The 23,494-nt window shown below is 61.5% G+C and carries 25 protein-coding genes and 1 tRNA gene; 7 read left to right on the top strand and 19 right to left on the bottom strand.

The genetic code is table 11. The features are described from left to right. Positions 1–132: 132 nt before the first annotated feature. A tRNA-Gly gene (locus tag CV013_RS11345) sits at positions 133–207 on the bottom strand. 209 nt (positions 208–416) lie between these two features. Between CV013_RS11345 and CV013_RS11340 the strand changes: the two genes are divergently transcribed. Both CV013_RS11340 and CV013_RS11335 read left to right on the top strand, forming a co-directional pair. Further along, positions 417–1,340 carry a tetratricopeptide repeat protein gene (locus CV013_RS11340; RefSeq protein ID WP_102155713.1) on the top strand — a complete coding sequence of 308 codons (924 nt, stop codon included), beginning with the start codon at positions 417–419 and terminating at the stop codon, positions 1,338–1,340. A 2-nt stretch (positions 1,341–1,342) separates the two neighbouring features. Further along, positions 1,343–1,954 (top strand): LON peptidase substrate-binding domain-containing protein, encoded by a 612-nt coding sequence (locus CV013_RS11335; protein ID WP_102155711.1) that lies wholly within the window; start codon positions 1,343–1,345, stop codon positions 1,952–1,954. Between the two features lie 6 nt (positions 1,955–1,960). Here the strand turns inward: CV013_RS11335 and CV013_RS11330 are convergent, their stop codons facing one another. From CV013_RS11330 to argB, 5 genes are all read right to left on the bottom strand, one after another. Further along, positions 1,961–2,584 (bottom strand): MarC family protein, encoded by a 624-nt coding sequence (locus tag CV013_RS11330; protein ID WP_102155709.1) that lies wholly within the window; start codon positions 2,582–2,584, stop codon positions 1,961–1,963. A 7-nt stretch (positions 2,585–2,591) separates the two neighbouring features. Beyond that, entirely contained in the window at positions 2,592–3,263 is a 672-nt protein-coding gene (locus CV013_RS11325) for a hypothetical protein (protein ID WP_102155707.1), read from the bottom strand. Then, positions 3,263–4,159: a bifunctional methylenetetrahydrofolate dehydrogenase/methenyltetrahydrofolate cyclohydrolase FolD gene (gene folD, locus CV013_RS11320; RefSeq protein WP_102155705.1), complete on the bottom strand. Its 897-nt coding sequence runs from the start codon at positions 4,157–4,159 to the stop codon at positions 3,263–3,265. Before folD ends, CV013_RS11325 begins: the two co-directional genes overlap by 1 nt. 2 nt (positions 4,160–4,161) lie before the next feature. Then, positions 4,162–4,443: a YggT family protein gene (locus CV013_RS11315; protein WP_102155704.1), complete on the bottom strand. Its 282-nt coding sequence runs from the start codon at positions 4,441–4,443 to the stop codon at positions 4,162–4,164. A 77-nt stretch (positions 4,444–4,520) separates the two neighbouring features. Further along, positions 4,521–5,423 carry an acetylglutamate kinase gene (gene argB, locus CV013_RS11310; protein ID WP_102155702.1) on the bottom strand — a complete coding sequence of 301 codons (903 nt, stop codon included), beginning with the start codon at positions 5,421–5,423 and terminating at the stop codon, positions 4,521–4,523. Positions 5,424–5,921: 498 nt separating this feature from the next. On the opposite strand from argB, the gene CV013_RS11300 reads away from it, so the two are divergent. Beyond that, positions 5,922–6,296 carry a DUF4870 family protein gene (locus CV013_RS11300; RefSeq protein WP_102155701.1) on the top strand — a complete coding sequence of 125 codons (375 nt, stop codon included), beginning with the start codon at positions 5,922–5,924 and terminating at the stop codon, positions 6,294–6,296. Positions 6,297–6,328: 32 nt separating this feature from the next. Here the strand turns inward: CV013_RS11300 and CV013_RS11295 are convergent, their stop codons facing one another. From CV013_RS11295 to CV013_RS11245, 11 genes are all read right to left on the bottom strand, one after another. Next, entirely contained in the window at positions 6,329–6,514 is a 186-nt protein-coding gene (locus CV013_RS11295; RefSeq protein WP_102155699.1) for a hypothetical protein, read from the bottom strand. Positions 6,515–6,616: 102 nt separating this feature from the next. Continuing rightward, positions 6,617–7,090 (bottom strand): hypothetical protein, encoded by a 474-nt coding sequence (locus CV013_RS11290; protein ID WP_102155698.1) that lies wholly within the window; start codon positions 7,088–7,090, stop codon positions 6,617–6,619. A 412-nt stretch (positions 7,091–7,502) separates the two neighbouring features. After that, positions 7,503–7,736, bottom strand: a complete 234-nt coding sequence (locus CV013_RS11285; protein ID WP_223805208.1) for a hypothetical protein — start codon at positions 7,734–7,736, stop codon at positions 7,503–7,505. A gap of 435 nt (positions 7,737–8,171) precedes the next feature. Beyond that, positions 8,172–9,362: a DUF3644 domain-containing protein gene (locus tag CV013_RS11280; protein ID WP_223805209.1), complete on the bottom strand. Its 1,191-nt coding sequence runs from the start codon at positions 9,360–9,362 to the stop codon at positions 8,172–8,174. A gap of 604 nt (positions 9,363–9,966) precedes the next feature. Further along, a complete protein-coding gene (locus CV013_RS11275; protein ID WP_102155696.1) occupies positions 9,967–11,043 on the bottom strand; it encodes a ribonucleotide-diphosphate reductase subunit beta in 1,077 nt (358 codons plus the stop codon). A gap of 522 nt (positions 11,044–11,565) precedes the next feature. Further along, positions 11,566–12,069: a hypothetical protein gene (locus tag CV013_RS11265; RefSeq protein WP_102155693.1), complete on the bottom strand. Its 504-nt coding sequence runs from the start codon at positions 12,067–12,069 to the stop codon at positions 11,566–11,568. A gap of 68 nt (positions 12,070–12,137) precedes the next feature. Next, complete coding sequence (locus CV013_RS11260) at positions 12,138–12,707, bottom strand: PepSY domain-containing protein (RefSeq protein WP_102155691.1); 570 nt, start codon at positions 12,705–12,707, stop codon at positions 12,138–12,140. Between the two features lie 355 nt (positions 12,708–13,062). After that, positions 13,063–15,105: a ribonucleoside-diphosphate reductase subunit alpha gene (locus CV013_RS11255; protein ID WP_102155690.1), complete on the bottom strand. Its 2,043-nt coding sequence runs from the start codon at positions 15,103–15,105 to the stop codon at positions 13,063–13,065. Positions 15,106–15,371: 266 nt separating this feature from the next. Further along, positions 15,372–15,692, bottom strand: a complete 321-nt coding sequence (locus CV013_RS15570; RefSeq protein ID WP_123639907.1) for a hypothetical protein — start codon at positions 15,690–15,692, stop codon at positions 15,372–15,374. A gap of 47 nt (positions 15,693–15,739) precedes the next feature. Further along, positions 15,740–16,624 (bottom strand): alpha/beta fold hydrolase, encoded by an 885-nt coding sequence (locus CV013_RS11250; protein WP_102155688.1) that lies wholly within the window; start codon positions 16,622–16,624, stop codon positions 15,740–15,742. A 6-nt stretch (positions 16,625–16,630) separates the two neighbouring features. Beyond that, positions 16,631–17,329: a VIT1/CCC1 transporter family protein gene (locus tag CV013_RS11245; protein WP_102155686.1), complete on the bottom strand. Its 699-nt coding sequence runs from the start codon at positions 17,327–17,329 to the stop codon at positions 16,631–16,633. A 71-nt stretch (positions 17,330–17,400) separates the two neighbouring features. Between CV013_RS11245 and CV013_RS11240 the strand changes: the two genes are divergently transcribed. Next, a complete protein-coding gene (locus CV013_RS11240) occupies positions 17,401–18,015 on the top strand; it encodes a GNAT family N-acetyltransferase (RefSeq protein WP_102155684.1) in 615 nt (204 codons plus the stop codon). A gap of 401 nt (positions 18,016–18,416) precedes the next feature. Next, entirely contained in the window at positions 18,417–18,749 is a 333-nt protein-coding gene (locus tag CV013_RS11235) for a hypothetical protein (RefSeq protein ID WP_232806590.1), read from the top strand. Positions 18,750–18,776: 27 nt separating this feature from the next. Here the strand turns inward: CV013_RS11235 and nadB are convergent, their stop codons facing one another. Together nadB and CV013_RS11225 are read right to left on the bottom strand one after the other, a co-directional pair. Further along, positions 18,777–20,363, bottom strand: coding sequence for an L-aspartate oxidase (gene nadB, locus CV013_RS11230; protein WP_102155682.1), 1,587 nt, complete (start codon positions 20,361–20,363; stop codon positions 18,777–18,779). 61 nt (positions 20,364–20,424) lie between these two features. After that, on the bottom strand, positions 20,425–21,360 hold the full coding sequence (locus CV013_RS11225) for an ABC transporter ATP-binding protein (RefSeq protein WP_102155680.1): 936 nt from the start codon (positions 21,358–21,360) through the stop codon (positions 20,425–20,427). A gap of 98 nt (positions 21,361–21,458) precedes the next feature. On the opposite strand from CV013_RS11225, the gene CV013_RS11220 reads away from it, so the two are divergent. Beyond that, on the top strand, positions 21,459–21,719 hold the full coding sequence (locus tag CV013_RS11220) for a zinc-finger domain-containing protein (protein WP_102155964.1): 261 nt from the start codon (positions 21,459–21,461) through the stop codon (positions 21,717–21,719). Positions 21,720–22,041: 322 nt separating this feature from the next. Beyond that, complete coding sequence (gene tldD, locus CV013_RS11215; RefSeq protein ID WP_102155678.1) at positions 22,042–23,466, top strand: metalloprotease TldD; 1,425 nt, start codon at positions 22,042–22,044, stop codon at positions 23,464–23,466. The last annotated feature ends 28 nt before the right edge of the window (positions 23,467–23,494 follow it).

Genomic DNA, 23,494 nt, shown 5'->3' with positions numbered 1-23,494 from the left:
GATATGCGGTCGATGGATTGCCACGTCGCCTGAACGCTCCTCGCAATGACGAAAGGGGCAGCGCTTCCGGCATAGGCCAATCGCCCCGATGAATAACGGGAGACAATTATGCCGACGATGTCTGTAAGAAAATGGAGCGGGCGAGGCGATTCGAACGCCCGACCCCAACCTTGGCAAGGTTGTGCTCTACCCCTGAGCTACGCCCGCTCACTTGGCGTGATCGGAAACTGACGTCTCCGATCGGGGAGGCGGGCGATTAGCAGCGGGTTCGCGGGCCTGCAAGGGGAAATTTTCGCCAATTTGCATACCCCCTGTCTTCCCGCCGAATTCCCCTTCACATTGCAGCGCAAACGCCCACATTGGGTATTCGTATATATTCAAGTGACAAACGGATTAGGGGACTGAACGTGGCCAGCATGGGGCTCAACCTCGACGAACAGAAGGCAGTCGATCGCTTCCGCACTCAGGTGGTCGAACCATCGATGAGCAAGCTGGTGGTGCTCGATTTCTGGGCCGAATGGTGCGGCCCGTGCAAGGCGCTGACCCCGGTTCTGGAAAAAGTGTGCGGCGAATATGCCGACAAGGGCGTGCTGCTGGCCAAAGTCAATGTGGACGAGGAACAGTTCATTGCCGCGCAGTTTCAGGTCCGCTCGATCCCCACGGTCTATGCCATGTTCCAGGGGCAGCCGGTTGCCGATCTGACCAATGCGCGCAGCGAATCGCAGCTCAAACAAATGCTCGATCAGCTTCTGTCGCAATTGCCGGTGGAAGCCGGGGCAGGGCAGGATGGTGCCGCCGATGGGCAGCAAGCGCCCGATGTATCGCAGTTCGTGACGATGGCGGAACAGGTGCTGGCCGAAGGCGATGCGGAGCGTGCGGCGGGCATTTTCATGCAAGTGGTGGAGATGGTGCCCGACAATGCCGCTGCCAGCGGCGGGCTGATCCGCGCACTGGTGGCCGCGGGCAAAGTGGAAGAGGCGCGCCAGTTCGCCGCTTCGCTGCCCGGCGAGGTAGCTGACGATCCTGCGGTGAAGACAGCGATGTCGGCGCTCGATCTGGCGGGGACGCAAGTGGATGACAGCGAACTGGCCGCGCTGCGCGATGCGGCATCGGCCAATCCCGCCGACATGGATGCCGGGCTGGCCTATGCCGAGGCGGCCTATGCTGCGGGCGACAGGGATGCCGCGGCCGATACGCTGCTGGCGATGATCGCGACCGACCGTGAATGGAACGAAGGTGCGGCGAAGGCCAAGCTGCTCCAGATATTCGAAGCGATCGGGCTGGAAGACCCGTGGGTGGTTTCGACCCGCCGCCGCTTGTCCAAGATACTGTTCGGGTAACGATGGCGACCCGCCTGTCGATCTTTCCGCTGCCGGGGGCGATTCTGTTCCCCGGCCTGCATCTGCCGCTGCACGTGTTCGAGCCGCGCTATCGCGCGATGGTCAGCGATGCGCTGGCGCGCGACCGGCGGATTGCGATGATCCAGCCGCATACCGCCGAACCCGATGCGCCGCTGTATGCGGTCGGCTGTATCGGCAAGATCGACGAAGTCGAAGCGATGGACGACGGGCGCTTCAATATCGTGCTTCAGGGCGAATCGCGGTTCCGCGTGATGCGCGAGCTGGATGTCGACACGCCGTTCCGCCAGGTCGAGGCCGAACTGATCGAGGACGATGAATTTGCTGCGCTCTCCAGTGTCGAGCGCGCCGGGTTCGAACAGGAAGCGCGTCGCTTCGCCGATCTGCAGGGGTATTCGGTGGACTGGGATTCGGTCTCAAGCCTCGACGATCGTTCGCTGATCGACGGGGTCAGTCAAATCGCCCCGTTCGACAGCGCCGCGAAACAGGCGCTGCTGGAATCGCCCACGCTGGGTGCGCGATGCGAACTGCTGATTCAGCTCATGCAGTTCTTTGCCCGGAGCGACCCCGACGAAGAGCGGGTGACGTTGCAGTAGCGCGCGTCAGATGCCGAAGGCGGCGCGCAATCCGTCGATCACGTATTGCGCCGCCAATGCCGCCAGCAATACGCCGAGCAGGCGGGTAATCACCGCTTCCACATTCGATCCGAATGCGCGCATCATCGGCCCCGCAGCGAGCAGCGCGACAAGCGTAATCGCCATGATCGCTGCCAGTGCGGCCAGCACAACCGCCGTACCTTGCAGGCCCGGTGCCTTGCTGGTCAACAGCATGACGCTGGCAATGGCACCCGGACCCGCCAGCATCGGCATGGCCATCGGGAACACCGACACGTCCTCTATCTCCGGCGTGGCGTTGACCATTTCCACCCGATCTTCGCGCCGCTGCGTGCGTTTTTCGAACACCATGTCGAGCGCGATCACGAACAGCATGATCCCGCCCGCGATACGGAACGCATCGAGTTCGATATGCAGTGCGCCCAGCAACGCCTTGCCGAACAGCGCGAAGACCAGCAGGATAGCCATGGCGATCACGCAGGCACGGATCGCCATGTTGCGGGTTTGCGCGGCGGTGGCGCCTTTGGTCAGCCCGGCATAGATCGGCGCGCAGCCCGGCGGGTCGATCACGACGAACAGCGTGACGAAAGCAGAGAGGAAGAGTTCGAGCATTACGGCGTCAGTTGCCCGTTCTGTTTGAACGATCCCCGGCGGGGACCGATTGATTGATCGCCAGCTTAGGGCCTGCCTTGCCAGAGGTCCACACCCGCAGGCTTCGCATACCGTTTTCGAAGCTGTAGCTCCACGCAAGCGAGCCATCGTCCGACTGGCCCACGGCGCCGCTTGCCGGGGCGGCGGGTGCAGCCTTGCATTCGGCAACATCGGCGCGGATCATTTCCGGCGCTTCGGCGCGGGGCGCGGCGTAGCCCATATCGAACAGATAGCGATAGCGGTCGGGGCGGTCGCGTTTCCAGACGGTGTACCCTTCGCCGCTGGTTCCGTCAGCGGGGTCGGTGAAGGCGAATTTGCTGACCGCGAGCGATCCGTCGCAACTGGACCACACGGCCAGCGGTTCCCATGTCACTGGTTGTGCCGGATCGGCTTTCCCGACCAGCCAGCTGCGCGCGTTCACTGGCCCGGATTCGAGCAGCAGGATCGCGCTTTTGTCCGCATATTTACGGAACGCCTTCCACTGCCCATCTTCTCGCGCCGCGCGTGCGAAGGCGAGTTCGGTCGCGACGACAGCACTCGGGTTCGCCACCGGTTTCAGCTTGCGCGGACCGTTCGGCCCACCGGCGCATCCGGCAATCGCCAGCGTCAGCGCAGCAGCGATGGCAACCCGCGCGCGCATCAAATCGCGCCTTCGGGCAAGTCCAGCCCTTCGTGGCGGTAAGCGGCGACCAGCGCGTTGCGGAGCAGCACGGCAATCGTCATCGGGCCGACTCCGCCGGGCACGGGCGTGATGGCCCCGGCAACCGCCGACGCTTCGCCAAAGGCGACATCGCCCACCAGCTTGCCCTTGTCGCTGCCCGGTTCGGGCGGCAAGCGGTTGATGCCCACGTCGATCACCGTCGCGCCGTCTTTCAGCCATTCGGCCCTGACCATTTCGGCCCGGCCCACTGCCGCCACTACGATATCGGCGCGCCTGACTACAGCGGGCAGATCTTTGGTGCGACTGTGCGCGATAGTGACTGTGGCATTCGCATCGAGCAGCAGTTGCGCCATTGGCTTGCCGACGATGTTCGACCGGCCGATTACCACTGCTTCCAGCCCGGACAGATCGCCCAGCCGATCGGTCAGCAGCATCATGCAACCCAGCGGCGTGCACGGCACGAAGCCGCGGTCGCCCACCGCCAGCCGCCCGGCGTTGATGACGTGGAAGCCATCGACATCCTTGTCCGGGTCGATAGCGGCGATCACTGCCTGTTCGTCCATCTGAGCGGGCAGGGGCAACTGCACCAGAATGCCATCGACCGCCGGGTCGGCATTCAGTTTTGCCACCAGAGCCAGCAACTGTTCCTGAGAGGCATCGGCGGGCAGGCGGTGTTCGAAGCTTTCCATATGGGCGGCCACGGTCGCCTTGCCCTTCGAACGGACATAGACCTGGCTGGCCGGATCTTCGCCCACCAGCACCACGGCGAGGCCCGCCTTGCGCCCGGCCTTTGCCGCGAACTCGGCAGCCAGCGCGCCCACGCGTTCGCGCAAGCCTGCGGCGAATGCCTTGCCGTCGATGATCTGTGCGCTCACGATCAGTACCCCGCTGCCGAGCGGATCAGGATGTCCGCTGCATAGAGCAGCATCAGCAACACCATCGGCGAGAAATCGATCGAGCCGGTATCGGGCAGGATGCGGCGAATCGGGGCCAGTACCGGTTCGAACAGGCGCGAAATGGCATCGTACACTTGCACGAAGAACTGGTTATCGCGGCCGATCACGTTGAATGCGAACAGCAATCCGATAATGAACCAGATGATGATCAGCATGTTCACCGTGGAGATGAGCATGGAAAGGATCTGGAGAAGGGCGTCCATCGTTACCTCTTAAATGCCGTCCGCTCAGGTGTAGCGGAGCGCCGCAGGGTGTATCAACTGTGTAATACGCGAACTAATCACTCGCCCGCGCGGATCAAGGTGCCTGCGCCGCGCGCAGTGAAGAACTCCAGCAGCATCGCGTGGGGCACGCGCCCGTCGAGCACGACGGCGGCTTCGCACCCTGCCTCCACCGCATGGGTGCAGGTTTCCAGCTTGGGGATCATCCCGCCGCTGATCGTGCCGTCGCTTTTCAGCGTGGCGATGTCGGCCGGGGTCAGATCGGTCAGCAGGTTGCCGCCTTTGTCCAGCACGCCCGCGACATCGGTCAGCAGGAACAGCCGCGCCGCGCTCAGTGCCGCGGCGATAGCCCCGGCCATCGTATCGGCGTTGATATTGTAGGTATGCCCATCTTCGCCCGCGCCGATGGGGGCGACGACCGGGATCATCCCTGCGCCAATCGCTGTGTCGAGCAATGTCGTGTCGACGCAGGACGGTTCGCCCACGAACCCCAGATCGACCGCCTGTTCGATATTGCTTTCCGGGTCTTTCGTAGTGCGGTTCACTTTGGTGGCGGTGACCATGCCGCCATCCTTGCCCGAAATGCCCAGCGCCTTGCCCCCGGCCTGTGCGATCCAGCCGACCAGTTCCTTGTTGATCGCGCCGGACAGGACCATCTCGGCCACTTCCGCCGTTGCCTTGTCGGTTACCCGCAGGCCATCGACGAAAGTGCTTTCGACACCCAGCTTCTTGAGCATGGCACCGATCTGCGGGCCGCCGCCGTGGACCACCACCGGGTTGATGCCCACTGCCTTCAGCAGCACCACGTCTTCCGCGAAATCGCGCGCGGCTTCGGGATCGCCCATCGCGTGGCCACCGTATTTCACCACGAAAGTGCGCCCGGCATAGCGCTGGAGATAGGGCAGTGCCTCGATCAGCACTTCCGCCTTGGCGAGCATGGTCTTGTCGGTGGAAGCGCTCATCTTGCTGGTCTGCTCCTTATCGGTTGCCCGCCCTTAGGCTCAGGACCCAATACTGGCAACGTTGAGGCGTCCAAATGGCGAACATATCGGGCCAGACTGCCTGCCGGGAAGGCTATCTGCCTTTCCAAGGGCAGTCTGGCCTGAGATGGAAGCCATTTGGACGTCCCCCTATGAGGTCAGGTTGGGGGATTTGACCAAAATGGCCCATCGCTGCGTCGAAAGGTCTTGAAATATTGACATATTCCTGCGTCCTTTCTCCTTGCGCTGGGCCATTTTGCTTCAAACCTCGACGATGCCAGTATTGGGCCCTGAGCCTAACGATTGCCCTGCCGCGTGGGAACCCGCTGCATCATGCTGCCGCTAATCGGTGCCTGTAATCCGATCCGGTGGCGGCCGGTGGCGGATTGTAGCTGCAAACCCCGTTGCCCCTTGTATGCGATGCCGTATGATCGGGGGCAGGGCGCATGACAGGCGGCAACGCGACCAAGGGGAATTTGCATGAACGATACAGGTACCAACGGCACCCCCGCACCGGCGGGCGGCGGGTTCGATCTCAACCATTCGACCATCATCAGTCTGTGTTATCTCGCTTCTTTCGTCACCGGGATCAGCGGGTTGGTCGGTGTCGTACTGGCCTATGTCTGGCGCAAGGATGCGGCCGCCCCGTGGGAGGCATCGCATTATGCCTATCAGATTCGCACCTTCTGGATCGGCTTTATCGGTTCGATTATCGGCGGCGTGCTGATGCTCGTGCTGATCGGGTTCGTGGTTCTGCTGGCAGTGGCGGTGCTGGTGGTCGTGCGGTCGGTGCTGGCAATGCTGGCCGCTCAGAAGCACGAGCCGATGCCCAACCCGGATAGCTGGACGATCTGAGGGGTTTTGCCGGGTGCCCCGGACGGCGCAGCTTAGTGCTGCGCCGGTTTGTCCACTGCCCAGGGGTTGTAGTGCTCGTGCGCCGCCTGCACCGCGGGGTGCTGTTGCGCGGTATCGTCGCGCGAGGGGACCGAGCAATAGGCGGTCAACAGAACTCCGCCCGCCCATAGCAGAGCGCGCCAGCGGCTGCGGAACACGTTCTGATAACGGTTGAACATGCCCACCGGTATAGCTGCGTCGGGTTAACGAACCGCTGCTGTGCGCGGGGGAAAGGCCACATTCGCGCGTGACGCTCAATGCAGTTTTGAAAGCTGTGACTTTCACCGTTCGCGCTCTGTCGCCAACACCGCCCGATCAAGCTGCGCCAGCAGTTGGAGCAGCGCATTATGATCGGGTTTCCAACGGGTTGCCATATAGCGGCCAGCGCTCATTACTACCTGCGCCAGCCCCGCCTCCGCCCGATAGCGAGCGGACAGACCTGTGGACTTTGCGCTGGCCAGATTCACCGGCGCGTGTGACTTTCCCAGCGCGGCGTCCCATGCGGCGATAAACCCCGCTGCCCCTCCGCGCCGCCGCAGGCGATAGGCACTCTCTCGCCCCATCCGCACCGATTGCGCCGCGGCCAGCACCGATCGGGTCTGCGCCAGCATACCGATAAATGCGGCCTGCCGCGCAGGCGTCCACCCATCGGCGCGGTTGCCGACGGGGACGGGGTGAAACGCCGGAATGCGGCGCGGCGGACGCGGCCCGGTCGGCCGGGAGGCAGAGGGCGAGGGGTGGGGATAGTGTTTCATCCGAAAGGATGAAGCAGTTTTCCCGAATGTAGGAAAATGGAGGCAGGGTGCCGGGGCAAGATGGCAGAGCCGTTCGCTCCCCCGCGTGCATTTGCCGTGCGTCCGGTGAGGCTGGCGAGTGAGGCTGGCGAGTGAGGGGGTGGCCGGTGAGGTCTGCCCGGCGCGCACATCCCGGTGTGCGCCCTGTTATGGGCCTGCGTTATGGTGGCTGAGCCGGAACAGCCGCCGGTTTGCAAATGGCGGATTTCCGCGCTTCCGGGCTCGCATACCGTCGGTACGCTGCGCGCCGGATCCACGAAAATCCGCTATGTTAGCGCGCCATCGTTTGCATATCGATGGCGCGCCGATTCGATGGCACCCAATTCAGAAAGGCGCGCATTCGCCGCCGGGCACGGGCCCGCCGTGCGGCGGCTTACTCAGCCGGTGCCGCGCTGGCGGTGTCTGCCGGGGCCGGGGTCATCGCGGTTTCGGGAACGGTAACCGGCACGGCATCGCTCGATTCGTCAGTGACCTGCAACTGGCCCCCGCTCTGATCGACAGCGTCGGCTTCGTAAGTCGGCTTTTCGGACTTGCCACAAGCCCCCAGCGCCAGCGCGCCAGCCAGAACGATTGCACCGGCAACTTTGGTGGAATTGAAACGGATCATTAAGCGACTCCTTCACCTGGAGGTTTGCAAGAGTGCGCGGTGTTTCATGTTCAGCCGTGCGGGGCAAGGGGGGCGTTTGAGGTGGGTGGGTAGCTCCCGTTTGGTTTCTGAGGGTGTGGTAGGCAAACTTTCGCTTTGGTTTGATTGCATGGCAGAGTTTGGGTCGGGGGCGGACTGTCAGGTTCAGGAGACTAGGTGTAAGAAAGCCGACATTCGAGCAAAACAATTGACGGGTCCGCAAGCCTGCACCCTTCGGTATGGCGGAAGTAAAGACTGCAGATCGCATTTTTGGTTGGAAAGGGGCCGTGTCCGAGGTGTCGCGAATTCCCCTAAAGCAGCACAAGGCGTTCGATGATCTCTTTGCTTCCCTTCGCTTCGTGCGCAAACACCACCGGAAAGAACTATGCTGGTGTGCGCACTCTTTGTGAACAAAGCCTATAGTTTGAAAGATTTTAGTTTTTCGAACTGCTGCGCGTTGCCGCAAACGTTCACCAGCTTCTGCACCCACTGGTCAGAGAATGTGTAGTCGCCGTGGGCAGCATGGAAGATGCAATAATCGCGATTTGTGTTCTCCGGTTGTGCGGCACCCTTGCGTGGCCGCACCTCGAACATGCGCCACGCTTGCGTGTGGTTGTGCTGCGTGAACGCTACTTGCGTTGCCTTGGCCACTTTCTTCACGACGTCGCCGGGCTTATGTGGATAGAGGTGGTCAGCCAGCTTGTGCTGGACCAGTACATTGCGGATATCCTTGCCTTCGGCTGAGTCCGGCTGGACGAACTGGAAATGTGCGCGTGACTTCGTCACGGCATCTAGAGTGTAGACAACGCGGAACTGAAATTCCAAATCGGCGATATCCGTTTCGGACATACCCTCGCGCAGCCGGGCATCGATGGCATCTATATCGCCCGGAATCTCATATTTGTTAAGGGTGGTCGCTTGGTCGAAATTCAACTTCGTGAACTGAAGAGCGAAGGCGAGTTCGCTCGACAAGGTGAGTTGCGCGCCGAACAACTCGCACATAGACTTGTCGAAGTTGAGGCAGCACGCCTGAAACAGGCCTAGCCACTTCGAGTCGGCGCGGCCTAATAACTTATGCTCGACGTCGTCGCGCAGCACCTTTACCGCACGCAAATTATCCTTAATGCCTTTCGACAGAGGGCAATCGTGGCGCTCGACGATTTGGCTCAGAAGGAGAGAGCGACCATCCTTGACGATCTTCACTCCTTTCCGCTCGTAATGCTCGTGCATCAAATAGGTCCAGGCGACGTTTGCGAGCATCGTGAAGACTTCAGTCTTGAATCGCATTGACGGGCTGTTAAATACTTGGACCGCCAAGACCATCGCCTCGCGTGCCCGGACGAGCCGCTCGTCGTCGAACAGGTTTAGGCCTGTTTTGTGATCGTAGGAATTTTTCCTGATCTGAAAGAACTCAACCTCTTCGTCGCAGGCTACTACGATCGCGGCGTCATTCTTTGTCTCAGTAATGCGCGCGCTGTTAATTGTCGCCTTTCGGCCGATGTTGACGAGTGCTTGGATATCTTGGTTGCGCCACCCCTTGGCGAGCAACGCCTTCACAATAGACTTCTCAGTCGCGGTCAGCGCGCCCTCACGATTCCTGCCGGCCATCTAAATGCTTCTCCCCCTACGCGCTTAAATGATTCCATTTTCTGAGCGGCTGGGCAATAGAGGTTAAATTGCCAACTCAAATAGTTGCACTGAGTATTCGAGACGGAGTAAGGCGAGTTGCCTGAACTCAAGCGTGTGGCCGCCGAGGTTGAACGTATTTTGTGACGGCGGAGACACCGTCTGGTCATTAGTTCAACCATGGGACGAAGCCGCAATTGAGATTTCAGACGAACTTGGCATTAATGCTCTGTAGACGGGCGTCAGTTCGCTGGATCAAGTTTCGGTACGCGGAACGGCCACAAAAGGGCGAGCAACTGTCGCGCTGAATCTCATGAATTCATGTCGGTTTGAGACAATTCTCAATCCCGAAGCCGATATTTTGGCTCGTCCAACAATTCGACCACGACGCCCGGCCTCTTTTGATGTCCGTTTTTGACCGCTCGATTTATAAGTTGGAATGACCGAACATCAGGGCACAAACCCGTCAGTGACAGGTCAGATGCTCACCTCCGCAATGGAATCGCAGGCGCAATGTCTGGCGTCCACCCGTCAGGCAGGCGGCGCGGGCAGCTGTCGCTCTCGCAACTGCCCACGCCCCCAATAATCACTCCGCCGCGACGCTCCCGTCGCTGCTGCTGCTGGCGTCTTCGCCGAACAGGCCGGGGCCGTCATCCTCGGCGTCGTTGGCTTCTTCGCCCTTTTTCGCTTTCTGGCGTTTGTCGAAGCTGGACCACACGTCGTTCCAGTTGCCCTTGGTTGCGGCCTTGGAATATTCGGTGGCGCGGGTTTCGAAGAAGTTGGCGTGTTCCACTCCGTTCAGCAGCGGGGCCAGCCAGGGCAGCGGGTGTTCTTCGATCATGAACTGCCGCTTCAGGCCGAGCTGTTCCAGCCGCCAGTCCGCGATGTAGCGGATGTATTTCTTGATTTCGTTCGCGGTCATCCCGCTGACCGGGCCCTGTTCGAACGCCAGATCGATGAAGTTGTCTTCCAGCCGCACGGTTTTCATGCAGCAATCGAGGATGTCTTCCTTCACTGCCTTGGTCAGGCAATCGCGTTCCTTGGTGAAAGCGTGGAACAGGCGGGTGATGCCTTCGCAGTGCAGGCTTTCATCGCGGACCGACCAGCTGACGATCTGGCCCATGCCCTTCATCTTGTTGAAGCGCGGGAAGTTCATCAGCATGGCGAAGCTGGCGAACAGCTGCACCCCTTCGGTAAAGCCGCCGAACATCGCCAGCGTGCGGGCGATATCTTCATCGGAATCGACGCCGAATTCCTGAAGGTAATCGTGCTTGGCCTTCATCTCCTCGTATTCGAGGAACATGCCGTACTCGCTTTCGGGCATACCGATCGTGTCGAGCAGGTGGCTGTAGGCGGCGATGTGCACCGTTTCCATGTTGGAAAACGCGGTGAGCATCATCTTCACTTCGGTGGGTTTGAACACCCGGCCGTATTTTTCGTGGTAGCAATCCTGCACCTCCACGTCGGCCTGTGTGAAGAAACGGAATATCTGGGTGAGCAGGTTGCGTTCGTGGCCGGACAGCTTCTGCGCCCAGTCGCGGCAATCTTCGCCCAGCGGCACTTCTTCGGGCAGCCAGTGCACCTGTTGCTGGCGCTTCCAGTAATCGTAAGCCCACGGATATTCGAAGGGTTTGTAGGTTTTGCGGGCTTCGAGAAGGGACATCTGGTGGCTCCGTGATTTGCGAGGCCCCATATCTAGCGTGAGGCGATGCGAAAGTGAATCGTTAATCGGCGCATTTTTTGCACCTTTCCCCGGCGGCGAGTCCGGCTGGCGACAGTTTCCCGCGATAGCCTGCGCGCGACTCGTGCGCGGGGTGCAGGATATGGCCAGCGCGGTCCGGGGCGAAGGGCCGCGGGGCACGCTGCGGGGGATAACTCGGCGGTTCGGGCGGCGGGGTATGCAGGGGCGCCCGGAATGCCATTTGTCAACCGCCCGTCACAGCTCGGTTCACCGCTGAATCCGGGCGGGATACGGCCGCTGCATTCGCGATAAAATTGTGGCTGAACAAAGGCATGGAACCGCCCGCCGGTTGGGGAATTGGGTGAATAACGACCCGGGGGTTTGCAAGGCTCACCGGGCGCATGAGGGAAATACGGGAGTGCCTGTTTTCCCCCCTTTCGCGGGCACTACCCCGCACCCCTCGGCGCCCCTCCCGTCAAACGGAGGGGCGCCAATCGTTGGGGGCTACAGCGCCAGCATAAGCGACAGCAAAATGGCGACCATGGCGACCGCACCTATCGCGCCCAGGATGGCCTCTTTCGGGATGGTCGCATCCGGCGATGTGCGGAGCAATTGCGGGCGGTGTTCGGGCGGATCGTTGATCCAGCGCCATCCATAATACGCCGCGATGATGCCAATGGCGGCAAGGGTCGTTTTCCAATGACCGTCGCTGATGGCGTAACCGATAGCCACAGGTGCAGCTATCTGGCTGAGGTGGATGGCGATCCCACGAACGATGCTGCCGCCATCGATCGGTTCGGGATCGTCTCCGATTCGTTGCTCGTATTCACGCAATTCATCGACGAGGATATAGTCGAAATGCGCCAGTCGCCGGTCGAGCCGCCAGCGAAGGAATATCTGTCGCGCGCGTTTGCCAATGGCATAGGCAACGACAGCTCCGGCACCGATGGCGGCGGGCCAGAGGTTTCCCCCGAAGAGGCTGTCCAGCAGATCAATCACATCGCCCATCGCGCGGACGATCCTATCCCGCGCGATGGGCCGGTCAAGCGGTGCTGGTCAGGCGATTGAAAACACGATCACTTCCAGAACCAGCGATCCCGCGCCTTGCGGCGGGCGCGTTCGCGCCACATGCGGATGTAGAGCCACAGGCCGGAGAACGCGAAGAACATCAGCGCAAATCCCGAAAGCAAGCTGATGACTTCGCCAACCGGGCCGAAGCTTTCGCCCGAATGCAGGTGGTGGAACAGGCCGACCATGCCCGCCAGCCCCGACCGATCGCCCTGTGGCGGGCGGCAGCGCCAGCCTTCGGGGCATTCCCAACCCGGCGGCGGCGTAGCGGCGGCAACCGCGGCGGAGGATGGGCTGGCCAGTTCGCCCTGCCACGCGCCAAGCTGGCTCAACACACCGGTGGCCGCGATCCACAGCAGGAACACGGCAAAGAAAACGGACAGCCAGCGATGCCACTTACGCATTATGTGGGAACTCCTTGTGTTGGAATGTTTGTGAGCACCGCTCAGCGCCGGGGGCCCGCTGTTTTCAAGTCGCAGGTGGTATCGAAATGTATCGGTTGGGGGGTAAGCGGTACTCAGGCAAGGGTGTGATGGGCTGGGGCATGGCCTCGCCCACCGGCCATCGCACCTCGTCATTGTGAGGAGCCGCAGGCGACGTGGCAATCCATGGGGCGGGGTTTGCCTTTATCGCGACCGCTGCGATGGGGGACGTCTGGTGGAAGCTTGTCACACGAAGGCACGAAGACACGAAGACACGGAGTGGGTTTGGTTCGGGGGGAGGGGCCGTACTGCCGATGGTTGGCCGATGCGATGGGCGCTACCCACCCTCACGCCTTGGGCTACCCCACTGTGTTCCCCCTGACGAGCAGGTTTCCGGGCATCGCAGGCACGAAAAAGGCCCCGTCCATCTGGTGTGAACGGGGCCTTCGGTGGCAGGCGGATCGGCGGGTGGGGCCGGATCGACGCCTGCCTTCGGGCTGATTGACTCGCCTTACTGGCAGGCGAGGCATTCGTCGTAATCGGTGGTCGGCAATTCGTACTTCGCCGCATCGGGGGTGTTGTCGGCTTCCACGCCGCCCGCGAAACCGGCGCGCTGCACGCTCTTGCTGCGGAGGTAGTAGAGCGACTTGATGCCTTTCTCCCATGCCTGGAAGTGGAGCATCGCCAGATCCCATTTGTCCACGTCGGCGGGGATGAACAGGTTGAGGCTCTGCGCCTGATCGATGAACGGGGTGCGGTCGGCCGCGAATTCGAGCAACCAGCGCTGATCGATTTCGAAGCTGGTCTTGTACACCGCCTTTTCTTCCGGGGTCAGGAAGTCGAGGTGCTGCACCGATCCGCCCATTTCGAGGATCGAGTTCCACACGTTGGTGGAATTCTTGCTCTTCTTTTCAAGCAGTTTTTCAAGATAGGGGTTCTTGACGATGAAGCTGCCCGACAGAGTCTTGTGGGTGTAGATATTGGCCGGAATCGGCTCGATGCAGGCGCTGGTGCCGCCGCAGATGATCGAGATCGACGCAGTCGGCGCGATTGCCATCTTGCAGCTGAATCGCTCCATCGCGCCGGCGTCTTCCGCATCGGGGCAGGCGCCGCGTTCTTCGGCCAGAACCATGCTCGCTTCCTCCGCCTTGGCGGAGACGTGTTTGAACATTTTCAGGTTCCACACTTTCGCCATCGGGCTTTCGAAACCGATGTTCTTCGCCTGAAGGAACGAGTGGAAACCCATCACCCCCATGCCGACGCTGCGTTCGCGCGCGGCGGAATACTTCGCACGGGCCATTTCGTCAGGCGCGCGGTCGATATAATCCTGCAGCACGTTGTCGAGGAAGCGCATCACGTCTTCCACGAAACGCTTGTCTTCGTTCCACTCGTCCCACTTTTCGAGGTTGAGCGAGCTGAGGCAGCAGACCGCTGTGCGGTCGTTGCCCAGATGGTCGCGCCCTGTCGGCAGGGTGATTTCGCTGCACAGGTTGGACGTGGACACCTTGAGGCCCAGTTCGCGGTGATGCTTGGGCATCATCCGGTTCACCGTGTCGGAGAACACGATATAGGGTTCGCCTGTCGCCAGCCGGGTTTCCACCAGTTTCTGGAACAGGCTGCGCGCATCGACCGTGCTACGCACTTCGCCGGTCTTGGGGCTGGTGAGGTTCCATTCCTCGCCATTGCGGACTGCTTCCATGAAAGCATCGGACAGCAGCACACCGTGGTGCAGGTTCAGCGCCTTGCGGTTGAAATCGCCCGAAGGTTTGCGGATTTCGAGGAACTCTTCGATTTCCGGGTGCGACACGTCGATGTAACACGCGGCCGATCCGCGGCGCAGCGACCCTTGCGAAATTGCCAGCGTCAGGCTGTCCATCACGCGCACGAACGGGATGATCCCGCTGGTCTTGCCATTCAGGCCGACCGGCTCGCCAATTCCGCGCACCTGGCCCCAGTATGTGCCGATGCCGCCACCACGGCTGGCAAGCCACACGTTTTCATTCCACGTGTTGACGATCCCTTCGAGGCTGTCTTCCACCGAGTTGAGATAGCACGAAATCGGCAGGCCCCGGCTGGTGCCGCCGTTCGACAGCACCGGCGTGGCGGGCATGAACCACAGGCGGGAGATATAATCGTACAGCCGCTGTGCGTGATCCTGATCGTCGGCATAGGCATCGGCCACGCGGGCGAACAGATCCTGATACGATTCACCGGGCAGGAGATAGCGATCTTCCAGCGTTTCCTTGCCGAATTCGGTCAGCAGTGCATCGCGCGACGCATCGGTTACGATGGTGAAGCGGCGATCGTGAATCGTCTTGCTGTCGTGTTTGGGGGCAGCAGCGGCAGAGGCCGCCGCCGCAACGGCACCTGCCATCGCGCTGGCAATCGCTGCATCCGTTTTTTCCGCCACCAGTTCGTCGGTGCCCTGATCTGCCTGTTCCATGCTTACTGCCGCCTTGTCCTTGCGTGCGCGGGCGATTGCGACACCACTATCGGTCGTGTCGTCAGCTCCGTGAAAGCCCATCGCCGCTTCATCTCCGCTTCTGAATTCCATCGGTCCCCCCGTCCTGTCATACAGACCGGGCGCCCCGCCCGGTGTTCCGCATTCGTTCGAATCGGCGGGCAAGCGCCCAGCCTAGCATCAAGTGGTTCGCAGCGGGGTGAAAACTTATCCCCAGACTGGCCTGCCAATGCGCCCTCACGGGCATCATGCGGGGCCGGATCACAGCGCCGAATCGCCCATCGTACCGATTACGGTGCGTAAACAGGGCAACTAGGTATTGTGGGTCTCCCGACCGCCGAACTACTGGCAATAGTGAATCAGGCAGGATTCATGTGCAAGAGGGTGAAAATACCATTTACAGAAAATTCGCGGTCAGATGCCGGGTGGTCTATGCAGGCAATACAGTGCGACGCGGCGGATTTCCTAGGGTCGCGCGGGATGCAAGAGTCAAAATCAAATTGAGAAAAAATTTTGGTGGGGACAGGTTTCTGTGGAGCCTTTGAATCAATCGAATCGCGACCGGAAATAATGCTTCGTTCGCAGGCCATTTCGGGCAACGGTAAACCCGGCGCGCGCACCGCTTCCCGGATCGAATCGTAACAGCGGCTGGCGCGACTCCCGATCGCACCAGCCGTCAATAATAGGCCCTGAGCTTATAAAGGAATGCAATCGAAACCGGGTCGGATCAGGTCTTGCCGGCGTGTTCCGCGATCAGATCGGCGATCGGTTCGACCAGCGCCAGAGGCAGATCGTGGCCCATGCCGGGGAAAGTGGAAATCCGCGCGCCGGGAATACTCTCTGCGGTGTCCAACCCTCCGGCCAGCGGGACCAGCGGGTCCGCTTCGCCGTGAATCACCAGAGTCGGGGCGGAAATGGCGGCCAGCCGTTTACGTCGGTCGCCGTCAGCCAGAATCGCAGCGAGCTGGCGCGCCAGGCCATCGGGATAATAGCTGCGGCGGACCCCTTCGCGCACACGCGACAACAGGCGGTCTTCGCTGGGTGGGTAGGCGGGGCTGCCGATTGTGCGCGCCACGCGAATGCCGTGGGCCACCAGCACTTCCTCGTCCGCAGACGGAGGGCGAGTGGTCAGCACTTTGATCGCCTCTTTCTGCGCGGCAGGCAGTTTGCGATTGCCCGTGGTCGACATGATCGATGTCAGGCTGGCAGTGCGTTTGGGGTGTTCGGCCGCGATCAGCTGCGCGATCATGCCGCCCATGCTCGCGCCCACGATATGTGCGTTGTCGATATTCAGCGCTTCGAGCAACCCGACGCCATCCGCCGCCATGTCCGACAGCGTGTAGGGCACCCGCGGTTTCAGGCCCAGCCGGTTCATCAGCACCAGCTTGAAGATGCCCGGCGCTTCCTCTCCGTCCATCTTCTGGCTCAACCCGATATCGCGGTTATCGTAACGGATCACGCGAAACCCGCGTTCCACCAATGCATCGACCAGTTCGATCGGCCACAACGTCAACTGCGCGCCGAGGCCCATCACCAGCAGGATCGCGGGATCGCCGGGATCGCCGTAGTCTTCGTATTCGATCGTGATGTCATTGGCAGTGATCTGAGCCATTCTTTGTTATCCCACCGTTGTTCCGAAAAGTTTGCCGACCCCGGCGGTGACGGCCATTGCCAGTGCACCCCAGAAAACCACGCGGGCAATCGCGCGCCCGGCCGGTGCGCCGCCTGCATTCGCACCCAGCCAGCCGAGCACGCCCAGCGCCAGCAGCGATGCGATCACTACGCCCCACACCACCGATCCCATCGGCACCGACAGTACCACCAGCAGCGGCAGAGCCGCCCCGGAGGAGAAGGTGAGGGCGGACGCGAACGCTGCCTGCAAGGGGCGCGCGTTGGTCAGTTCGGTAATCGCCAGTTCTTCGCGGGCATGGGTGGCCAGCGCATCGTGTGCTGTGAGCTGTTCGGCCACTGTCCGCGCCAGTTCCGGGTCCAGCCCGCGTTCGGTATAGATGCCGGTCAGTTCGTCCAGTTCGGCAGCAGGCATGGTTTCCAGTTCGGTGCGCTCGCGCGCGAGATCGGCGTTCTCGGTATCCGATTGCGAGCTGACGGACACGTATTCGCCCGCCGCCATCGACAGCGCGCCGGCGGTCAGCCCGGCAAACCCGGCCAGCAACACTTCCTGCTTGCCACCTGCCGCTGCGGCGACGCCAACGATCAGGCTGGCAGTGGAAACGATCCCGTCATTTGCCCCCAGCACGGCGGCGCGCAGCCAGCCAATGCGAGAAATATTGTGCTCTTCGCGATGTACTCTGGCCATGAACCCTCCGTCATTCGCTTGACGATATTGCGGTTTATTTACAATATTGTCAGCAAAACGAGGATGCTGCAATGACAGAGCGAAGAGAGAGGCCGCCGATCCTGCGTGCACACCGCAGTTCTGCCCCTGCAATCACCCAAACGCTGGCGCGGGCATTTATCGACGATCCGGCGTTTTCATGGATCGTTCCCGACCGGGCACAGCGTCTCCGCGCATTGCAGCGGTTTTTCGCAATTGCCGTGGCAGACGATTTTTCCAACGGGTTCGCGCTGGCATCGCCGGATAACGGCGCGGCAACCATGTGGCGCGAGCCGGGGCGGGCGGGGGAAAGCCTGCTGCACACCATTGTGTTCGCACCGGCCTATCTGCGCGCCTTCGGTGCATGCCTGCCGCGCGCGATGCGCGTGGGTAATGCGATCTCTGCCCATTTTCCGGCGGGCAAGCGTTACCTGTACCTGCATATCGCCGGGGTCGATCCGGCGCAGCAGGGCAGGGGGCTGGGCGGAGCCGCCATTCGCGCCGGGCAGGATGCCGCGCGCGAGCGCGGGCTGGATATCTACCTCGAAACCGCAACGACCGATAATGTCACGATTTACCGCCGGCTGGGGTTCGATGTGGTGTGCGAATACGATGTGCCCGGCGGCGGCCCGCACTTCTGGGGCATGACGTGGCGGCACAACGCCTGACGGGGTTTGCGGGTGGTGCGCCGCCTCGCACGAGTTCCGATGGAGCGCCATCGATTACCCCACCCCGGTTTACCTGTTTGTTAGGATGTTCACCCCTACCGCTCTTGTCGATGCTTCAACAATGCATGGCATAAAGTACAGGTATTATTGAATTGAGCGGTGACATCGGATTTTGGCAGAAATCGGAAGAATCCATCGCGTCGGATGACCATGGATTGCGATACGAGCGGAAATTTCCCCTCTGGATTCGCCTGTTTCTTCTGCCGTGGTCCCTGTTTTGTATCCCGTTCATCCACTTTTATGTGGGCAACGCGCGTCTGGTCGATTGGGCAGACCCCCCGATATTTGGCGGGATCGTGGCGACTTTCGGGTTCTTGATCCTGCCGCTTGGCTTTTCAGGAATGATTTTGTGGTTCGCGCTGTTCGGCGATGCCGTCGATCTGACGTTGGATGCCAAATCCGGCAAGGTCACTTTGCAGCGGCGATCTCTGTTTCGAAACAGGTCGACACGGTACTCTCTCGCCGGTCTTCAGATATACAAAGTTGAACTGGAAGCCGACCATCCGGTTTATGACGCGGCAATTGTCACATTAAAGATGCCCGATGGCACCAAGGTCAGGATCGGCGCTTTCTTCCGCGATGAAGAGGCAGTGGCTTTGGTCGACAGAATCGGCAAATTCATCGCCGTGGCAACTGCGAAGGCCGATACCCGTTCGCCAGTCTCACCAGGATAAGCCTTTCGCCCGCCAGAGCGCACCCACTCAGGGCACCAGCACCGTATCGACCGGCTGCTCCAGCGTATCGGGGTAATCGAGCGTATAGTGCAGCCCGCGGCTTTCGTGCCGTTTCAGCGCGCTTTTCACGATCAGGTCGGCGCACTGGTGCAGATTGCGTAGCTCGATCAGGTCGGTCGTGACGCGGAAGCTGCCGTAATAATCCTCAATCTCCTGCGCCAGCGTAGCGATGCGGTGCGCGGCACGTTCGAGACGCTTGGTCGTGCGGACGATGCCGACATAGTTCCACATGAACCGGCGGATTTCGGTCCAGTTCTGTTTGATGACCACTTCTTCGTCGGAATCGGTCACCCGGCTGGCATCCCATGCGCGGATGGCGGGGGGATCGTCCATCTCGTGCCATACAGAGAGGATATCCTTCGCCGCTGCTTCACCGAATACGAAACATTCGAGCAGGCTGTTGGAGGCGAGGCGGTTTGCACCGTGCAGGCCGCTTTCGGTTACCTCGCCAGCGGCCCACAGGCCGGGCAGGTCAGTACGCGCATCCAGCCCGATCAGCACCCCGCCGCACGTATAATGCTGCGCCGGGACCACGGGGATCGGCTCCTTCGTCATGTCGATGCCCAGACCGATCAGCTTCTCGTAGATAGTCGGGAAATGGTGCTTCACGAATTCGGGCGGCTGGTGGCTGATGTCGAGATGGACGTAGTCGAGGCCGTACCGCTTTATCTGATCGTCATTCGCGCGGGCGACGATATCGCGCGGGGCCAGTTCCATGCGTTCGGGATCGTACTTGCTCATGTACCGTTCGCCGGTCACGGGGTTCAGCAAGTGCCCACCTTCGCCGCGAACCGCCTCTGTAATCAGGAAATTCTTGACCTCGAGATTATAGAGGCAGGTCGGGTGGAACTGCATCATTTCCATATTGGAAACCCGCGCGCCTGCGCGCCAGGCCATTGCGATTCCATCCCCTGTCGCGCCGCGCGGGGCAGTCGAGAACAAGTAGCAGCGACCGGCGCCGCCGCTGGCCATCACAGTGGCGCGCGCCACATGCGCTTCCACCTGGCCGGTTTCCTGATTCAGCGCATAGACCCCCCAAACCCGGCCCGATCCCGAATACTTTTCCGCATTGCGCCCGGTAATCAGATCGACGCACGCCCGGCCCGGCAGCATAGTGATATTGGGATTGGCGTTGGCCGCTTTCAGCAATGCTTCCTGCACGGCCCACCCGGTCGCGTCGTCGACATGGACGATGCGGCGGTGGCTGTGCCCGCCTTCGCGTGTCAGGTGCAGATCGCTGCCCTCGGTATTGAACGGTACGCCCAGTTCGATCAGCCGGTCGATGGCTGCCGGTGCGCGTTCGATGACGAATTCCACGGTGTCGCGATCATTCAGTCCCGCGCCTGCGACCATCGTATCGCGGATATGGTTTTCGAAGGTATCGCCAGCGTCGAGCACGGCGGCGATGCCGCCCTGTGCCCATGCTGTGCTGCCGCCGGTCAGCGAGCCTTTTGCCAGTACCAGCACGCGCTTTTTTTCCGCCAGCGCAAGAGCCGCTGTCAGTCCGGCGGCACCCGAACCGATCACGATCACATCGTAAGGTGAAGTAGTCATCGCGCGGTCATGGCTGATGGCCAGCGCTGCGGCAAGGTGTCATCCGCCTGTCGCGGACGGATTAACCCGCACCGGTCAGTTGAACGAACACGTCTTCCAGATCGGCTTCGCGCGTGGTCACATCCTCTATGGCATAACCATGCTGCTGGATCAGCGCGAGCACGTGCCCGGCAGTGGTAACATCGCGGTTATAGGTGATATCGAGGCGGCGCGGCTCGATCACTTCCGATTTGAGGAACGCCGGTTCTTCCACCGGCCCCGCCAGATCCTTGTCCACTGTGACCGAAACGATCTTCTCCCGCGCCATGCCCACCAATTCGCGAGTCGGCTTGTTGGCGATCAGTTCGCCGTGATTGATGATCGCGATCCGGTCGCAGAGCTGTTCCGCCTCTTCGAGGTAATGCGTGGTTAGCACCACGGTTACCCCTTCCTTGTTCAGCCCGGTCACCAGTTCCCACAACTGGCGGCGCAGTTCGACATCGACCCCGGCGGTCGGTTCGTCCAGCACCAGAACGGGCGGTGAATGGACCATCGCCTTGGCTACCAGCAGGCGCCGCTTCATCCCGCCCGACAACGCGCGGGCATAGGCATTGCGCTTATCCGCCAGATGGACCGCGGCGAGCAATTCCTCGCTCCGCCGCAAAGCCTTGGCGATGCCATAAAATCCGGCCTGATTTTCCAGCACTTCGTAAGGCGTGAAAAACGGATCGAACACGATTTCCTGCGGCACGATGCCAATCGAGCGTTTGGCATTGCGCGGATTGGCGTCGATGTCGAAGCCCCAGATTTCCGCGCTGCCACTGGTCTTCATTACCAGCCCGGCAAGGATATTGATAAGCGTCGATTTGCCCGCGCCATTGGGGCCGAGCAGGCCGAAAATCTGCCCTTGCGGCACATCGAAGCTGACGCCTTTCAGCGCCAGCTTACCCTCTTCCCCCCGTGTACCCGCATAGCGTTTGACGACGTTATCGATGCGGATGGCGGGCGGTGTGGTCATGCCGCTTGCCCTAAGGCGCAATGGCCCCTCGCGTAAAGGGGATATGCATGACATCGAAGATTGCATGGCGGGGCGGGGTGGATTATCGGATTCGACCCATGAGCATTCCGCCGCCAGAAGTCACCCTGACCGATGAACACCGCGTTGCCTGCGATGGCGCTGGAGCGATCCGGCCCGGCCCCGGTTATACGCCTGCCGCGCTGGGCCATCCGCGCGTGTGGCTGGAAATCGACGAGCATGGCTATGTCGATTGCGGATATTGCGACCGCCGTTTCGTGCTGCGCGGCGGCCCCGCCGATGGTGTCGATCAGGCGACATTGCCCGACATTTCCGAAGGCGCCGATCCCGGCCATCGGTGACAGCGCGCTTGTCGCTGCCCGGTTGAGGGTGGAGATGGTGTGAATGGTCTTGCTGCCGCTTCGCGAGAGGTGGCGGCGGGTAATGGATTGCTTCGCTTCGCTCGCAATGACGAGGGGAGGCTTTCAATGTCAGCGCCCGTACACCTGTCCTCTCTTCTCCATTCGTCATTGCGAGCCTGCAGGGCGCGACAATCCATAGCCCGCTCCAATCACAATTACGGTATCGGTGCGAGGCAGTGCGTCGCCCCATAAGTCTGCTCCACGCCCTCCAGCCGCAACTTGCCACGTGACGGAGCCGCCAGCACTCCCTATCTATCGAGGGATGACTGAAACGCTCGATCCCCACGCACTGCTTTATGGCGACAAGCTCTCCCCGCAGGAGGCGCAGGCGCTCGCCGCTGAAACGCTCGCCCGGTGCGACGATGGGGAGCTGTATCTCCAGTTCACTGCCGCCGAATCTTTCGTGTTCGACGATGGGCGGTTGAAAACCGCCGACTATTCGCGCGATTCGGGCTTCGGCCTGCGCGGGGTGTCCGGGGAAATGACCGGGTTCGCCCATGCCAGCGAAATCAGCGCGGCGGCGATCCGGCGGGCGGGCGAAACGCTACGCCTGCTCGATCCCGCCACCGGATCGCGCCCGGCACCGCCGGTACGCAGCAATCGCCACCTCTATACCGATGCCAGCCCGCTGGACATGATTCCGTTCGCGGAAAAGGTCCGCTTGCTGGAATCGATCGATGCCGCTGCCCGCGCGAAAGATCCGCGTATCCGGCAAGTCACCGCCAGCCTTGTCGGTAGCTGGAGCGCAGTGGAAATCGTCCGCCCCGACGGTTTCGTCGCGCGCGATCTGCGCCCGCTGGTGCGGCTGAACGTCAGCGTCGTGGCAGAACACAACGGGCGGCGTGAAAGCGGCAGCTTCGGGCTGGGCGGACGCTATCTCTACGGCCCCTTGTTCGAAGAATCGCAGTGGACCCGCGCGATTGACGAAGCGGTGTCGCAGGCACTGATCAATCTCGAAGCGGTCGCCGCCCCGGCGGGGGAAATGACGGTGCTGCTCGGCCCCGGCTGGCCTGGCGTGTTGCTGCACGAGGCAGTCGGGCACGGGCTGGAAGGCGATTTCAACCGCAAGGGAACCAGTGCGTTTTCCGGTCGCATTGGCGAACGGGTTGCCGCACCGGGGGTGACAGTGGTGGACGATGGCGCGATTGCCGACCGGCGCGGATCGCTCAGCATCGATGACGAAGGCACGCCGACGCAGGAAACCGTGCTGATCGAAGACGGTATCCTGAAAGGGTATATGCAGGATCGGCTCAACGCCCGCCTGATGGGTGTCGAACCGACCGGCAATGGCCGACGTGAAAGTTACCAGCATGCCCCGATGCCGCGGATGACCAACACCTTTATGCGCGCAGGCAACGACGATCCGGCGGAGCTGCTGGGCCGCATGAAGAAAGGCATTTTCGCTAAGGCGTTCGGAGGCGGGCAGGTCGATATCGTCAGCGGCAAGTTCACCTTCACCTGTACCGAGGCCTATCTGGTGGAAGACGGCAAGCTCGGCGCTCCGATCAAGGGCGCGACCCTGATCGGCGATGGCCCCAGCGTGCTGACCCGTGTGAGCGGGATCGGCAACGATCTCGCGCTCGACGAAGGAGTGGGCACTTGCGGCAAGGGCGGGCAGTCGGTGCCCGCCGGGGTCGGTCAGCCGACTTTACTGGTCGAAGGGCTGACCGTGGGCGGAACCGCATAGGGTCACGGCGGGTTCATATAAAGTATGT

The sequence above is a fragment of the Tsuneonella flava genome (genome assembly GCF_002870965.1).
In the GTDB taxonomy this organism is placed as follows: Bacteria; Pseudomonadota; Alphaproteobacteria; order Sphingomonadales; family Sphingomonadaceae; genus Tsuneonella; species Tsuneonella flava.
This window is presented reverse-complemented; position numbering and strand designations above follow the sequence as displayed.